Here is a 14,777-nt window from a genome sequence, read left to right as displayed (position 1 = left end):
ATTTTTTTGATAATTGATATTCTGGAGTAAGAAAGCTAAAATTTGCTTATTTGTTTATTCGGAATAGACTGGCTTTCTTCGAATTTCATGAATACTGGTTGGTAAGAAAATAATTTTTTTATTTAATTACTTGTAGTAACAATTGAAAATTGGATAAGTGTGTTAGCGGCTTTTGGCACGTAAAATAAGTTTCTTAATAAAAAAGATTTTCACACATTGGAAGGAAACTTAAAGAAATCAAAATTTCAAAGTTCAATTTGATCAATTAATAAGATAAGATACCCAAAAAGGAACTTGACAAATAAAAAACTGGATATTAAATTCATTTCAAGATTGGCGTAGGTATCTAAAACAATTCAAATATTCAACTTTACGCTTGATTTAGAAATAGCATTGAACTATCTTGGATTCGCTTCAAACGAAAAAAAAGATTTTTTTAATGTGTGTACTTTAGACTTACAAGGCAACTCATTTGTTCCCTAAAATGAAGGGCATAAAAACAGGATTAATTTTTAATTAATAAATATGTGGTAAAAATAATAATTCACTTCTAAACAAAAGAGGAGGTAGTGTTTGACGTTTTTGTTACAAGTTTTTTCTTTTCTAAAACCCTTTCTTAGTTATTCAACAAATAAGGAGTAAAAATATGCATCGAAAGATTTTTTACTTTTTGCTATTTCTAGTTCTTTGTCCTCTACTTATTAATGCAGGAACAAAGGGTAGAATCAAGGGAAAAGTAGTCGATTTGCAAACGGGCGAAGGCCTAATTGGAGCCAACGTTGTTATAGTTGGTACATCAGCGGGCAACAATACGGATGCAAGCGGCGAATTCCTAATTCAAAATTTGGACCCAGGTGTTTATACACTTAGAGCTTCATACGTGGGATACCAAACAATTACTATATCTAATGTGAGAGTAAATGCTGACATTACATCGTTCCAGAATTTTGAATTGCCGAGTCAGGATATTCAAGTTTCAACGGTAACGATTACAGCAACAAAACCGATTATCCAAAAGGATAATACAAACGCTGTTAGAATTACCACAAACGAAGATATATCTGCTCTTCCAGTACGTGGTTTCAATAGCTTTTTATCATTAACACCTGGTGTTTCAATAAATAACAATGAAATTCACGTTCGCGGAAGTCGTGCTGATGAAACAGGTTATTATGTTGAAGGTGTTTCGGTAAGAAACCCGCGCGGTGGCGGTAGAGCAGTAAGTATTTCACAAGATGCCATTGAGGAAATACAAGTTCAATCCGGTGGTTACACTGCTGAATTTGGCGGTGCTAACGGTGGTATCGTTCGTTCTACATTCAAAAGCGGCGGTTCACAATTAAAAGCAAGTGTTGAGTACATTACTGATAACGTAACATTCAAGAGCGCTAAAAATGCTTTTGACGGACAGAAAACCGCATTTGGAACCTACTGGTATGGTCAGGACGAAACCAGCGCTTCTCTTAGTGGTCCTCTTTTTGATCAGAGAATTAAATTCTTTGCAAACGTGTATTATCAGTTTAACAGAAGCACTGTTGGTGTAGATCAACCAGCTATTAATCTTGGCAATGTTTGGAATCCAAACATACCGGCAAATCAGAGAGATACTGTTAATTTTGTTTTTAATAACGGCGCTCAGCCGAAAGCGGCGAGAAAATATTATACATTTACGGGTACTCTAAATTTAGATTTTAAGCCGCTCATGTTCAGATTATCCGGTTCTTATTACATTGATGAAAACAATAATAATGCTACCGGTCCTTACAATATTTATAATGACCGTCCAGGTCAATATCAAAATCATAACGGAACTTTCAACGTAAAAATGACTCATGTTCTTAGTCCTAATTTGTTCTATGAATTAAATGCGGGTCTCGTTTTCTCGGACTATTCTGAACAAGATCCTAGCCTATTGGATAATTTCTGGTCATACGGCGATAGCGTTGCAAACGCAAATGTTGGATACAAATGGACAAGAACACCTCAAGATATTGCTCGAAATGCTTACGGTCAGTTTTATGCACCACGTGCATACTCAATCTATGATTGGAATTTTGCCCGCACTGGAGCTGTTAATGCAACTTATCAGAAAAATGAAACTAATTCACTATCGTTTGCAGGCGCTTTAAACTGGCTGCCAAATAAATACCACAATATAAAATTAGGCGGTGATTACCAAAACTGGACATACAGAAATTATTTCCCTACCTGGTCAGTAGGATATTCTACTCTTTCTACACGTCTCTATAACAATAGTTTACCTGTTAACAATCCAGATAAATTAAGCGATGCTCAAATTAAAGCCGATATTCTTAAAGCTGGCGGAGCAAATATTTATGGCTACGATTATGCCGGTAATAAATATGACGGCACCGATGATATTTTTCATGAAGCACATAGACCGGTATTCGCATCGGCTTACTTACAGGACAAAATTGAGTATGAAGATATTATCTTAAATATCGGTTTAAGATATGATTATATCGACATTGATAACTTACAAATGGTAGATCCAACCAGACCAGATCTTGCAATTGAAAAAGCAACTCAAAATTTGCTTCCAGCTGGCTGGGAAAAAGTTCCATCATTCAGTGCAGTAAGTCCACGTATTGGTATTTCTTTTCCGGTTACGGATAAAACTGTATTCCATGCACAATATGGAAAATTCGTTCAACAGCCTGACTTGAATGAATCATATATTGGTTTTGATAGGTATTCGTATGAATTAACCACCGGTTTCTTCTTTACAACACAAAAAGGACCTGGACTTAGACCAACTAGAACAACTAATTATGAGTTAGGATTCTCTCAGCAGATTGCTGATTTTATGTCTTTTGATATTACAGCATATTATAAAGATATTAAAGACTTAGTCCAAATGACTGAGGTTGATCCTCTATTAGCTTCTGGTTATGGTACTTATTACTTAAGGTCGAATGTTGATTTTGCAACAACAAAGGGAGTTGAAATTGCGATTAATATGAGAAGATTCCAAAGATTGCAACTTAATGGCAGTATGTCATTCCAAGATGCAAAAGGAACCGGTTCATATCCAAGTTCAAACCGCGGTATTGTTGGTGCACCTGTAATTGCAGGCCAACCTTATACACCAAAGAACATTTCTCCTCTTGAATTTGATAGACCATTTACATCTAACCTTAATCTGGATTACCGTTTTGGAGATAATGATGGTATAGCAGTTCTTCATAACTTTGGAATTAATTTACTTTTGACATATCAATCCGGTCGTCCATTTACAAGAGCAATTGGAAATCCTGCATCGGTTGGTATTTCACAAAATAATAGTGGAGATGCAAGATTCAGGACTCCAATTGAGCCATTAGGATCTTCTCAAATGCCTGATTATTTCAATATTGATCTAAAAGTTGATAAGTCTTTCTCGCTATTCGATAAATTAAGAGCTACAATTTATGTTACCGTATTGAATTTATTGAATACAAAGAATGCTACTGAAGTATACTTATTAACCGGTACTAATACTGATGACGGATACTTAAGTAATCCAACAACCTTACAGCAGCGTCTTGCCACTGACGGTCAGACATATGTAGATATTTATAACTTAAATATTGCTCGTAATGGATTGTGGAACACTATGCGTCAGGTTCGATTAGGCATCAGATTAGACTATTAATGGAATATTTTAAATAAAGGAGAAAGCAAAATGAAATTAATAAAATTTGGCTTTTATCTAGTTCTCACATTAATTCTTTTAAGTGCTAACGTAAATGTTAGGGCCGAAGGAGTCGATGGAAAAAAAGGTAAAGTGCTTAATAAGACGACTGGCTCTCCAGCAGCGACTAAATTTAATATAAATAACATTTCTACATTTTTCTATAATAATGGAGACTCAGATGTTTCCAATAAGGGTGCCTCTGGATTTCAATTTCCGATAGGCAGCGGTAAAACAGTCTTTTACGAATCAGGTTTCTTATACGGCGGTTACGTAAATAACGAATGGCGAGTATGCGGTTCTACATATTCACCAAGCGGCATGGTGCCGGGTAGTTGGGGCTGGGGTCCACCTAAGGACAATGATGCTGCAAGAATCTATAGAGTTCGTAGAGACTATAAAGATCCAAATGCCGATTATAGTAAAGAAATTCTAGATGAGAGTCCTTCTACTAAAGCCCAAATTTATGCGCAATATGATAAAGACTGGAATGAATGGCCAGCACAATACGGCGCCCCGTTTGAAGATAAAAACGGAAACGGTAAATACGATCCAAACATAGATATCCCTGGAGTACCTGGTGCAGATCAGACCATTTGGTATGTATGCAACGATCAAGATCCCACACAAGCACAAAAAATGTATGGTTCAGTTGGGCTTGGTATAGAAATGCAGTTGACTGTATGGGGATATAATCAACAGAATGCTCTTGGTGACGCCCTTTTCAGAAAGTATACTTTAGTCAATAAAGGCGGAAATCGGATTGATAGTTGTTATGTTAATATGTGGTCCGATCCCGATCTTGGCGGTGACGCTGGAGATGACTTTGCCGGATGTGATACTACATTGAGCATTGGTTTCATCTATAATGGTGATGATAGCGATCCTTCTTATGGTTCTTATATCCCTTCAGCTGGATTTGACTTTTTGCAGGGTCCAATGATTCCTGGACAGCCAACCGATAGAGCAATCTTCAAAGGGAAATATAGATTCGGTTACAAAAACATGCCTATGACCGCATTCTATCTTTTTACTCAAAGTGTTCCTAACTATACCGATCCGGCAATTGGTGTTTACCAAACCGGCGCATTGGCAGTTAAAAACCTGATGCAAGGTAAAGTTGGTGCTTTGGGAACTAAATTTAGAGATCCGCTTACCGGACTAACAACACCATTCTTCTGTCCAGGTGACCCAGTTACAGGAAAGGGCTGGGTAGATGGAATTCTCTTCCCAAAACAAGATAGACGTATGGGCTTGGTTTCAGGTCCATTTACATTAGCCGCAGGCGATACTCAAGAAGTAGTAGTAGGTCAGCTTGCTGCCGGCGGTGTTGCACCTATTGGAAGACTTGGTGCTGTCGCACTTTTAAAATTCCAAGATAGACAAGTTCAAAAAGCTTATGATAACTTATTTGTCGTTCCACAACCTCCTAAACCACCACTAGTTCCTGTTGATCTTGTTACTAAAATTGGTAAGGCATCAGAATTTGACAAAGAAATAGTTATCAATTGGGGCGATGACGCTTCTTCAGTGGCTCAGATTGAAAGCTTTAACCAACTCGGTTATAAATTTGAAGGATATGTTGTATATCAATTGCCACGTCTAAATGCTCAATTAAACGAAGCTAAAATTGTTGCTACATACGACCTTGGAACAGATCCAGGTTTAGTATTAAGTACTTCATTTGATGCGGCAACAAACCAAGAGACAAAAACAATCAATAAATATGGTACTAATAGCGGTCTTCAAAGAAGTGTTGCTATAAAAACAGACTTGATAAGAGGCGGTATACCGCTTGCTAACGGAACTGAATACTATTTTGTAGTATCCTCATATGCCGTTAACATTGATCCAGAAACGGTTCCTAACGTACTTGAAAGTCTTTCTTCAAGAATACTTGCTGTTCCACACATGCCTGATCCTGGTGTTGTTATTACAGGAGAACCGGATGCATCTTTGTCTGTACTACATGCTAAAGGATCGGCTGATGCTAGTGTCAGTGTTAGAGTAGTTGATCCCTTAAAAGTTACAGGCGATAATTACGAAGTATCTTTTAAACAAGCATATTTTTATTTAGCCTCGGATGGAACTTGGAAATCAACTAATTTCCCAGATAAAATTGGTAAAGGGAAAGATGTATCTCCGTCTTCTTTAGCAGCAGCAGGAGTTTACTCCATAAACGGAAGTATTGACGTTAATTTTGTTACTGATATCCAATCAGCAGTTTTTTCATATGCGGATGGTATTAGATTAACTTTCCCTGCTGGTATAAAAATCAACAGCGCACCTAATTTTGATGCTGGTAACGGATCAATTACACCAGTTATAAATGGAAATGTAATTGATTTTGGAAATGTTAATGGAGAAATGACTGAAAATGGTCCTTTTGCAGGCGGTGAGACATTTAAAGTAAATGTTAGCAATTATTCGCTACCTTTTACTGTCAACTATACTATTTTTGACGACGCATACGGAAATACCGGTACTCAAATAAATGCAACAGGAACTGTAACCATAAGTGCATTAGGCAATAAATTTGTAACTCAAAATGTTTGGAATCTAAAAGATTTGACTACAGGTGTAACTAAATTATCAAATCAAACAGTAATTGGTACCACGGATCTTTATTATACTACAGATCCTGCAAGTGGACCTGGAGGTTCGCTTGGAGCTCTAGGTGCTGGTAATGTTGGAACTACTTCCCAGCCAATTGTTGATGGTTTACAGGTAACCGTACCGACCGGAAGTTATGTTGCCCCAATTGTGTGGAAATCTGCGACACTAACTACAACACATAGTACACCATTTAATTCCACAAGTGGTGGTGCAGGTGATGGAATACGAATAGTCAACTATACTTTTTTTGGTGGAACGATTACAAGTAAGGCAATTGATAATTTTGCATTTGGTACTAATGATATGGATCAACTTCAACAAGATTATGAAGTTAGATTCACCGGTGTAACTGAAACAACCACCTTACCAAATGGGAAAAAACTGATTACTACAAAGAGTGGCGGTCAGATGGCTACTGTTTTTGCTCTTTCTTCAGGAACGGCATTTAGTGCACGCCCGGATTTTCCAGCCGGACAAGCAAATGGACCTTACTTAGTAAGAATTCCTTTTGAAGTATGGAATGTATCTGATCCGGCTCATCCACGCCAGGTAAATCTGATGTTTAGAGATCGTGAACAAGCCGCTACTGCAGACCCGTTCAGGTCGTGGAATACTGAAGCTAGGGTTTATGCAATTGTTGTTAATTCAAATTATAGTGCTACTCAAATTATTACTAATAAGACAACAGATGCTAATAATGCGTTAGCTACATGGGTATGGGTATTTTATTCTACTCATTATGGAGCTGGCGATAAGATTAAGTTCGTATATGCCAATCCATTACAGTTCGGTAAAGATACTTTTACATTTACAGCTCCAGCAAAGGTTACTGTTGATCAGAACGTTGCAAAATCTGATGTTGAAAATATAAACGTATTCCCGAATCCATATTATGGTACAAACCCACGAGAAGTAAATAAATATCAACGTTTTGTAACTTTCAGTCACTTACCGCAAAGAGCTACATTACGAGTATTTAATTTAGCTGGACAGCTTGTGCGTATAATTGAGAAAGATTCTCCCAGCCAGTTTACTACCTGGGATCTTGTAAATGATAGTTCGTTCCCTGTTGCTAGTGGATTATATATAGTTCACATCGATATGCCTGATTTAGGTAAAACGAAAATCGTAAAACTAGCTGTAATTCAAGAACAACAGATTCTTGACCACTTCTAAAAGATGGGAGAAAAAAAAATGAAAAAAATATATTTAAAATTATTTTTGCTGATTCTTGCTGCCAGCACCGTATTTGCAGATGGCGGTGTTAGAAATGGTACAGGCGCTGCCTCACAGCTCTTGATACCTGTTGGTGCTAGGGGAATTGCAATGGGTGGTTCTACAGTATCCGGTTCTTCCGGTTTAGAAGCACTCTATTGGAATCCTGCCAACCTTGCTATGGGTGGTGGGACTGATGTTATGTTTTCTTATATGTCACATATTGCAGATATCGGAGTTACATATTTTGGAGTATCAACGACTCTGGAAGGTTTTGGTTCACTTGCTTTTACTCTAAAATCGTTATCAGTTGGTACCATAAATATTACTACAGTTGATAATCCAGATGGAAACGGGCAGTCATTCAAGCCTACTTTTATGACCTTAGGTGTAACATACTCGAGATTGTTAAGTGATAGAATCTCAGTAGGTGTAACAATGAATTATATCTCGGAAACATTAGATCTTGTTAGCTCAAATGCTTTGGGGTTTAATTTTGGTGTTACATACCGAAACCTAGCGAATATTAATGGATTCAATCTTGCTATTGCATTAAAGAACTTTGGTCCTCAAATGAGATACGATGGATCTGGTTTATATTTGAACGCAACTCCTGCTGGTCTTGAAAGAGGAGAAGCTACTTATAAAATGACTGCAGCAGCATTTGATTTACCATCAACACTCGAAATAGGTCTTAGCTACAATTACAATATTAATTCATCTAATTCATTTCAACTTGAAGGTGATTATCAAAACAGTAACTACTACGCAGATGAATATAGAGTCGGCTTAGAATATAATCTGAACAATATGTTCTTTATTCGTGGCGGTTATGCATTTACACCGAGTTTTGCTGATAATACCGATTATAACATATATGGTATTACAGCCGGTATTGGTGTTAAGTATGATGTAGGTGGAACTGCGATGAAGTTAGATTATGCATTTAGACAAACTAAATTCTTCGATAATAACCATGTAATCTCTCTTCAATTTGGTTTCTAAGATATTTATTCTTTGAAATCTTCAAACCCCGGCAATTGCCGGGGTTTTTTATTTTAAAAATGTTCTTCTTGCCTGCCGATAAGCATGTTTGTATTTTTGATTCGGTGATAATTAATATGGGTTGATAATAAAACCGCTAATGTGTAAATAGATTCCAAAATAATTACAAGATAATTCAAGAGGATTAAATTTTATGAAGAAGTTTACAATATTTCTTTCTTTTATTCTTTTATTAACATCATTTGTATCGGCTCAAAACCAAACCGACCTGAATTTTGAATTTGATTATGCACGTTTTAACTACGATTCTTCTTCTGTGTACATTGAATTTTATTACGAACTTAATTCGAAAGGAATGCAAATCACCCCAACTGACAAAGGAGGACTCATTGAAGCGGTTGTTCATCTTGAATTAAAAAATAATGCAACCAATGAATTCTCGATTAACAAGGATTGGAAAATTCAAGCTATTGTTGACACCAATAAAAAAGCGAGAGAAAGCATAAATGATGTCTTGGGATTTGTTGTACCCGAAGGAAAATATTCTCTTGTGCTGACGATTCATGATTTAAAAAACCCTGCCATGCAAAAAACTATTACTGAAAACGTTGTTGTCCAACCTATTAAAAAGGATAAATTTTCACTGAGTGATATTGAACTCGCACGGCAAATTAAAAAAGATGATGCCGATCAAAAATCTCTTTATTATAAAAATTCTCTCGAAGTAATTCCGAATCCAACTATGATTTATTCCAATCTTTTCCCGGCAATGTTTTTCTATATGGAATTGTACAATCTAAAATTACATGATGAAAAAGCCGATTTCTCTTTTCAAAAAACACTTTATAATAGCTCAGGCAAACCACTTTATAAAAGTACAAAAACAATTCAGCAGCAAAAAGAAGCAGTTGTAGAATATGGGGTAGTTAATTTGTCGAAGTTTCCAACAGATTCATATTATTTTGAGGTAAGTTTAATTGATCCAATTTCCAAACAAGCATTTCTATCAACTAAGCGTTTCTATTTATATAATCCTAATGTCGTTGATTCGACCAGTACAACATATTTAAATACTGGAGTGATAAACAGCGAATTTGGTATGTATAATATTGATGAATGTAACAACAATTTTAATCAGGCAAAGTACCTTGCAACTCAGAGAGAAATAGACCAATACAAGAATCTCGGTTCTTTGGACGCCAAAAGAGAATTCCTTTTTAATTTTTGGAAAAATAGAGATGAAAATCCCGAAACACCCAAAAATGAATTTAAGGAAGAATATGAGAAGAGAGTTGCTTATGCAAATAATAATTTTACAAGAATGAACAAAGAAGGTTATTTAACAGATAGAGGCAGAGTAGTTCTTCTATACGGCGAACCCGATCAAAAAGATTATTTCCCTAATGAACCAAATTTAAAACCTTATGAAATTTGGTTTTACAATCAAATAGAAGGTGGTACATCCTTTGTCTTTGGAGATTTAACCGGTTTTGGAAATTATGAATTGCTCCATTCCACAAAACGTGATGAATTACATGATGAGAATTGGATGAGAAGAATAAGCACTCAATAATTACTGATGCGAACAAAACATAAAATTGAATTTTTCATTTTCAATTCTTTTGCTAATCTATTTAAGTTAATTGGATTAAACAGAACTAGGCGAAGTACAAGATATCTTGCTTATGTCCTATATTATCTGATTCCTTTAAGGAAAAAGATTGTAATAAGTAATTTGAAAACAGCACTACCGCAAAAATCCAATTCCGAAATTAGAAAACTTGCGCGCCATACTTATCAAAATATTCTTATCACTTTTTTCGAGCTGATGTATCTTCCTTCGATGAAAGAAGAAGAGGTTCAATCATCAATTGTAATTGAAAATCTTGAAGCTATTCAAAAAATTATTGGAACAAATAAAGCAGCAATCATTCTTACTGGCCATTTCGGAGGTTGGGAATATTGTATGTCGTCTCTTTCATTAAAATTCGACAGAGAAGTAAGTCTTTTGGCTCAACCGCAGAGCAATCCTGGCGTTTCTGATTATGTAATGCGCGCAAGAGCAAAATTTGGCAATAAAATTATTCTTTCAGGTATTTCTATTAGAAAAATATATGAAACTATTAAAAGCGGCGGGATCATTGGAATTGCGGGCGATCAGAGAGGTCATTATGAAGGACCTAGATTCAGTTTCTTCGGACGATCTACAGCTCTCTACACCGGCGCAGCAAGCATTGCAATAAAAACAAATTGCCCGGTTATTATGACTGCATTTGAACGTCAAAAGGATTATTCATACAAAATGCATCTGGAAGAGTTGAAATGTGATAATCTTCCGGAAGAAAACGGAGAAAAAGTTAGAGTACTAACCCAGCAATACATTTCATTCTTAGAAAAACATATCAGAAAAAATCCGGACCAATATTTTTGGATGCATAAAATTTGGAAATATTAGTGCAAGAAAAAATTCTTATCATTCAGACAGCATTTCTTGGCGACGCGGTTTTAACTTTGCCAATGATTCAAAAATTAAAAGAAAAATTCCCAGCCTCGATTCTAAAAGTACTTTGCATTCTTTCCACCAAAGAATTGTTTGAGCATTCACCATCTGTTGACGAAACGATTGTTTATGACAAGAGAGGAGAACAAAAATCGTTTTTGAGTTATATTAAATTGATTAAACAAATTAATGAACAAAAATTTACACAAATCTATTCCCCGCATCGATCGTTTAGATCCTCAATTCTTGTCATGTTTTCAGGTGTAAAAAACAGCTCCGGATTTGATATTGCAAGCTGCAGCTTTTTTTACAAGAGAAGAATAAAGTATTTCTCTTCTAAACATGAAGTAGCGCGCAACCTTGATTTAATTGGTTATGATACATCCGGTGAAAAATGGAAGGTGCTGCCATTTATTAATACCGGGAGTGCTGCAGAAATTAAAATTGGTGAGATAATTGAAAATCTAGGAAAAAAGAGATTCGCGGCAGTCGCTCCAGGATCAGTCTGGTCAACTAAAATCTACCCGCAAGAATATTTTTTAGATGCTATTAATTATTTAGTCAATCAAAATTATGATGTATATCTTGTTGGCGGAAGTGCCGATAAACGACTTTGTAATAATTTGGCTAATAATTATAAGGCTGGTGTTCATTCATTAGCGGGAAAATTAACTGTAATAGAATCAATTGCATTGCTTAAAAAATGCGCTCTCCTTATATCTAACGATAGTGCGCCGACCCATCTTGGCATGATAGCGGACATCCCAACCATAACAATTTATTGTTCTACCGTACCAGAATTTGGTTTTTATCCTTATAATCGAAAAAGTAAATCACTTTCACTCGATGGCCTAGACTGCAAACCATGTGGAATTCATGGACATATGGAATGCCCAATAAAAACATTCGACTGCGGGAAAAAACTTTTGCCCGATGTTTTAATCGCTTCTATAAAAGAATTTATCCTTCATTAAGAATAAGTACCTGTAAATTCATATATTTGCACACCATCGAGGAAAATAAATGAAATGGTTTAATCTGGAGAATCTTAGAAATTCTTCATTTCACATAACTCCTAATCTTCCAATCATTACTACTCAAAGATACAAATACAGCATTATCCGACTGGTTGCTTATCTAGGGGTTTATACAATATTATCATGGCTTGTTTTGATCTTTATTCTTTCTATAACCCCATTAAAAGATTTTTTATTTGTGATTGATAATAACGAATTGAAAACACAGCGGGAAAAGATTCAACTATTGCAAAATAGTGTTGAGACTCTAACTGCTCAGCTTCAAAATATTGCGTCCACTAACGAGCGGATGAAATTCGCAATGATGCTGGCACAAAAAGATTCCGTAAAAAGTAACGATGCTTTGTATGATTCGCTTCGTAAGCCGATTAATAAAAAGATCAAAATTGGCGGAGATATTTTTTCTGCATTTAACGATTTGATGAATAAAATTTTTCAAGTCGCTGAAAAATCAAACCCATTAATTTTTATTGAGCCCGTAAACGGTATTATTACGACTGAGTTTATGCCGGATAAGGGACATATGGGAATTGACTATGGATTGAAATCCGGCAATCCTGTTTACGCATCTGCCGGCGGTCTAATAACATTTTCCGATTACACAATTTCCGGCGGGTATACAATAATTATTCAACATGATCAAAATTATATCTCAATTTATAGACATTGTTCATCATTACTTAAAAAGGTACGCGATTATGTTTCTCAAGGAGAATTAATAGCTCTAAGCGGAGATTCAGGCAAAAATACAACCGGACCACATCTTCATTTCGAAATTTGGCAGAATGGTAAACCGGTGGATCCTCAAAAAATATTATTAAAGTAGGAGAGCATTAAATGGCAAATAAAAGAGATTCAATTACAGAAGATGTTAGCATAATTAGCAGCGGAGTAAAAATTGATGGAAATCTTTACAGCGATGGTAATGTAAGAATTGACGGAAGTATCAAAGGCAATATTTCAGTGAGTGGTAATTTAACAATTGGAGACGTAAGTGAAATTTACGGCGAGGTAAAAGCTAAAAATATTACTATGAGCGGAAAAGTTTTGGGCAAAATCAATTCATTGGAAAAACTAAAACTGGAATCTAAAGCTTATTTGAAAGGCGATTTGATAACGAAATTTTTAATTATAGAAGAAGGCGCTCACTTTGAAGGATTCAGCAGTATGAATAACGGTGTCTCTTCTGAACCAAAAGAGGAATGAGCATAGAACAAAAATCTACAGAGAAGATTAGTCAGTCATTTAAAAATGTAGGACCTTATCTTGGATTAGGTACACAATTAGCTGCATCTATAATCTTCATGTTTTTTCTTGGTAGATGGCTTGATGAAAAATTTAATTCTACTCCTCTAATGATTTTAATCTGTTCATTCATCGGCGGATTTGCCGGTATTTATAATTTTATTCATACAGTTCTGCAATTAAATCAGAAGAAAAAAATTGATAGAAAAAAGTAGAATAGCTCTTCTAATTTCAATTGCAGCCGCAATCATTCTTCTTTTTTTGATTTTTTTTGAAATAATCGCCCCGCTTTTAGGTTATTCTATTCTTAACGCATTACTCATTACAGTTGTTAATTTTGTTGTATTTACTTCCGCATATGTGTATTCGATCAAAAAATCAAACAAAATCTTCCTTTTGTTCACATTGGGTGGTATGGGAGTTCGTCTCTTGCTTATGCTTGTTCTTGTATTTATAAGCATAAAATTCTTGAAAGTTGACCTACTTGGGTTTATATTTGCACTCTTTATTTGGTATACTTTCTTTTTAATTTTTGAAATCGCTATCGTCAGGCGTGGTTTAGAGAGACGATAAAACACAAAATTTGCGTGGAATATGTGGGTTTATAATCCTAATACAGTTGCTGATACTATCAAAACAGCACTAGAAGTGAGAGAGAAACAGGACACAGGCTGGATAATGCATCACGTTCTTGATTCTAGAGAACTTGATTTTACTCCTTTTGGTATTGTTCATCTGCCGGAAATTCATTTGTTCGGTATTGATATTTCGATTACTAAACATGTTTTCTTCATGTGGCTGGCATTTGTAATTTTAGTTGTTACTTTCTTCTATGTAGCAAAGACATATAAAAAATCTCTTGTTCCGCGAGGTGTAACAAACTTAACGGAAGTATTGATTGTTTTTGTCCGCGATGAAATTGTTAAACCGACAATCGGCAAAGGTTACGAAAGATTTTTACCTTATTTGTTAACAGTGTTCTTCTTCATATTGACATGTAATTTTCTCGGACTAATTCCGTACGGTTCAACTGCAACAAGCAATATTGCGGTAACAGCAACACTTGCTGTAATTTCTTTTGTTGTTATTCAAGCCGGCGGAATGATGAAAAACGGAGTCTTCGGATATTTGAAAGGATTAGTCCCTCATGGAATTCCGATTTGGCTGCTGCCGATTATGATACCCGTTGAATTATTAGGTTTATTTACAAAACCCTTTGCATTAGCTGTTCGTCTTTTTGCGAATATGACAGCCGGACATATTGTTATTTTATCGCTCTTAGGATTGATATTTATTCTTCATACATATTTTGTAGCACCGGTTTCGGTTTCTTTTACATTGTTTATCTTTTTCCTTGAGATTTTAGTTGCACTGATTCAAGCATATATTTTTACAATGCTGTCGTCGTTATTTATCGGGATGGCGGTTCATCAAGAACATTAATTTTAATTAACAGAATATAACA

General features: G+C 35.5%; 11 protein-coding genes. All 11 read left to right on the top strand.

The annotated features are described in order from the left end of the window. Positions 1 to 646: 646 nt before the first annotated feature. The 11 genes from NTX65_17345 (at position 647) to atpB (ending at position 14,755) form a co-directional block, all read left to right on the top strand. Positions 647 to 3,655, top strand: coding sequence for a TonB-dependent receptor (locus NTX65_17345; GenBank protein ID MCX6171102.1), 3,009 nt, complete (start codon positions 647 to 649; stop codon positions 3,653 to 3,655). Between the two features lie 30 nt (positions 3,656 to 3,685). Beyond that, positions 3,686 to 7,486: a T9SS type A sorting domain-containing protein gene (locus NTX65_17340; protein MCX6171101.1), complete on the top strand. Its 3,801-nt coding sequence runs from the start codon at positions 3,686 to 3,688 to the stop codon at positions 7,484 to 7,486. A gap of 18 nt (positions 7,487 to 7,504) precedes the next feature. Next, the gene (locus NTX65_17335) at positions 7,505 to 8,530 is read left to right on the top strand and encodes a PorV/PorQ family protein (GenBank protein MCX6171100.1); all 1,026 of its coding nucleotides are present in this window, start codon (positions 7,505 to 7,507) and stop codon (positions 8,528 to 8,530) included. Positions 8,531 to 8,723: 193 nt separating this feature from the next. After that, positions 8,724 to 10,103: a GWxTD domain-containing protein gene (locus NTX65_17330; GenBank protein ID MCX6171099.1), complete on the top strand. Its 1,380-nt coding sequence runs from the start codon at positions 8,724 to 8,726 to the stop codon at positions 10,101 to 10,103. 6 nt (positions 10,104 to 10,109) lie between these two features. Continuing rightward, the gene (locus NTX65_17325) at positions 10,110 to 10,985 is read left to right on the top strand and encodes a lysophospholipid acyltransferase family protein (protein ID MCX6171098.1); all 876 of its coding nucleotides are present in this window, start codon (positions 10,110 to 10,112) and stop codon (positions 10,983 to 10,985) included. Further along, positions 10,985 to 12,004 carry a glycosyltransferase family 9 protein gene (locus NTX65_17320; GenBank protein MCX6171097.1) on the top strand — a complete coding sequence of 340 codons (1,020 nt, stop codon included), beginning with the start codon at positions 10,985 to 10,987 and terminating at the stop codon, positions 12,002 to 12,004. Before NTX65_17325 ends, NTX65_17320 begins: the two co-directional genes overlap by 1 nt. Before the next feature lie 49 nt (positions 12,005 to 12,053). Next, on the top strand, positions 12,054 to 12,893 hold the full coding sequence (locus NTX65_17315) for a M23 family metallopeptidase (protein ID MCX6171096.1): 840 nt from the start codon (positions 12,054 to 12,056) through the stop codon (positions 12,891 to 12,893). 11 nt (positions 12,894 to 12,904) lie between these two features. Next, positions 12,905 to 13,273: a polymer-forming cytoskeletal protein gene (locus NTX65_17310; protein MCX6171095.1), complete on the top strand. Its 369-nt coding sequence runs from the start codon at positions 12,905 to 12,907 to the stop codon at positions 13,271 to 13,273. Further along, complete coding sequence (locus NTX65_17305; GenBank protein ID MCX6171094.1) at positions 13,270 to 13,527, top strand: AtpZ/AtpI family protein; 258 nt, start codon at positions 13,270 to 13,272, stop codon at positions 13,525 to 13,527. The genes NTX65_17310 and NTX65_17305 overlap by 4 nt, the downstream gene beginning before the upstream one ends. Then, entirely contained in the window at positions 13,511 to 13,885 is a 375-nt protein-coding gene (locus NTX65_17300) for a hypothetical protein (GenBank protein MCX6171093.1), read from the top strand. Before NTX65_17305 ends, NTX65_17300 begins: the two co-directional genes overlap by 17 nt. 21 nt (positions 13,886 to 13,906) lie before the next feature. Beyond that, on the top strand, positions 13,907 to 14,755 hold the full coding sequence (gene atpB, locus NTX65_17295; GenBank protein ID MCX6171092.1) for a F0F1 ATP synthase subunit A: 849 nt from the start codon (positions 13,907 to 13,909) through the stop codon (positions 14,753 to 14,755). Positions 14,756 to 14,777 lie beyond the last annotated feature (22 nt).

The sequence above is a fragment of the Ignavibacteriales bacterium genome (genome assembly GCA_026390795.1).
Classification (GTDB): domain Bacteria; phylum Bacteroidota; class Ignavibacteria; order Ignavibacteriales; family Melioribacteraceae; genus Fen-1258.
Note: the sequence above shows the minus strand (reverse complement) of the source record. Positions and strands in the feature narration are given on the sequence as shown.

What these genes read in the sequence shown, in the direction of transcription:
- NTX65_17345 (MCX6171102.1), top strand. Translation starts at nt 647, where the DNA reads ATGCATCGAAAGATTTTTTACTTTTTGCTATTTCTAGTTCTTTGTCCT.
- NTX65_17340 (MCX6171101.1), top strand. Translation starts at nt 3,686, where the DNA reads ATGAAATTAATAAAATTTGGCTTTTATCTAGTTCTCACATTAATTCTT.
- NTX65_17335 (MCX6171100.1), top strand. Translation starts at nt 7,505, where the DNA reads ATGAAAAAAATATATTTAAAATTATTTTTGCTGATTCTTGCTGCCAGC.
- NTX65_17330 (MCX6171099.1), top strand. Translation starts at nt 8,724, where the DNA reads ATGAAGAAGTTTACAATATTTCTTTCTTTTATTCTTTTATTAACATCA.
- NTX65_17325 (MCX6171098.1), top strand. Translation starts at nt 10,110, where the DNA reads ATGCGAACAAAACATAAAATTGAATTTTTCATTTTCAATTCTTTTGCT.
- NTX65_17315 (MCX6171096.1), top strand. Translation starts at nt 12,054, where the DNA reads ATGAAATGGTTTAATCTGGAGAATCTTAGAAATTCTTCATTTCACATA.
- NTX65_17310 (MCX6171095.1), top strand. Translation starts at nt 12,905, where the DNA reads ATGGCAAATAAAAGAGATTCAATTACAGAAGATGTTAGCATAATTAGC.
- NTX65_17305 (MCX6171094.1), top strand. Translation starts at nt 13,270, where the DNA reads ATGAGCATAGAACAAAAATCTACAGAGAAGATTAGTCAGTCATTTAAA.
- atpB (MCX6171092.1), top strand. Translation starts at nt 13,907, where the DNA reads ATGTGGGTTTATAATCCTAATACAGTTGCTGATACTATCAAAACAGCA.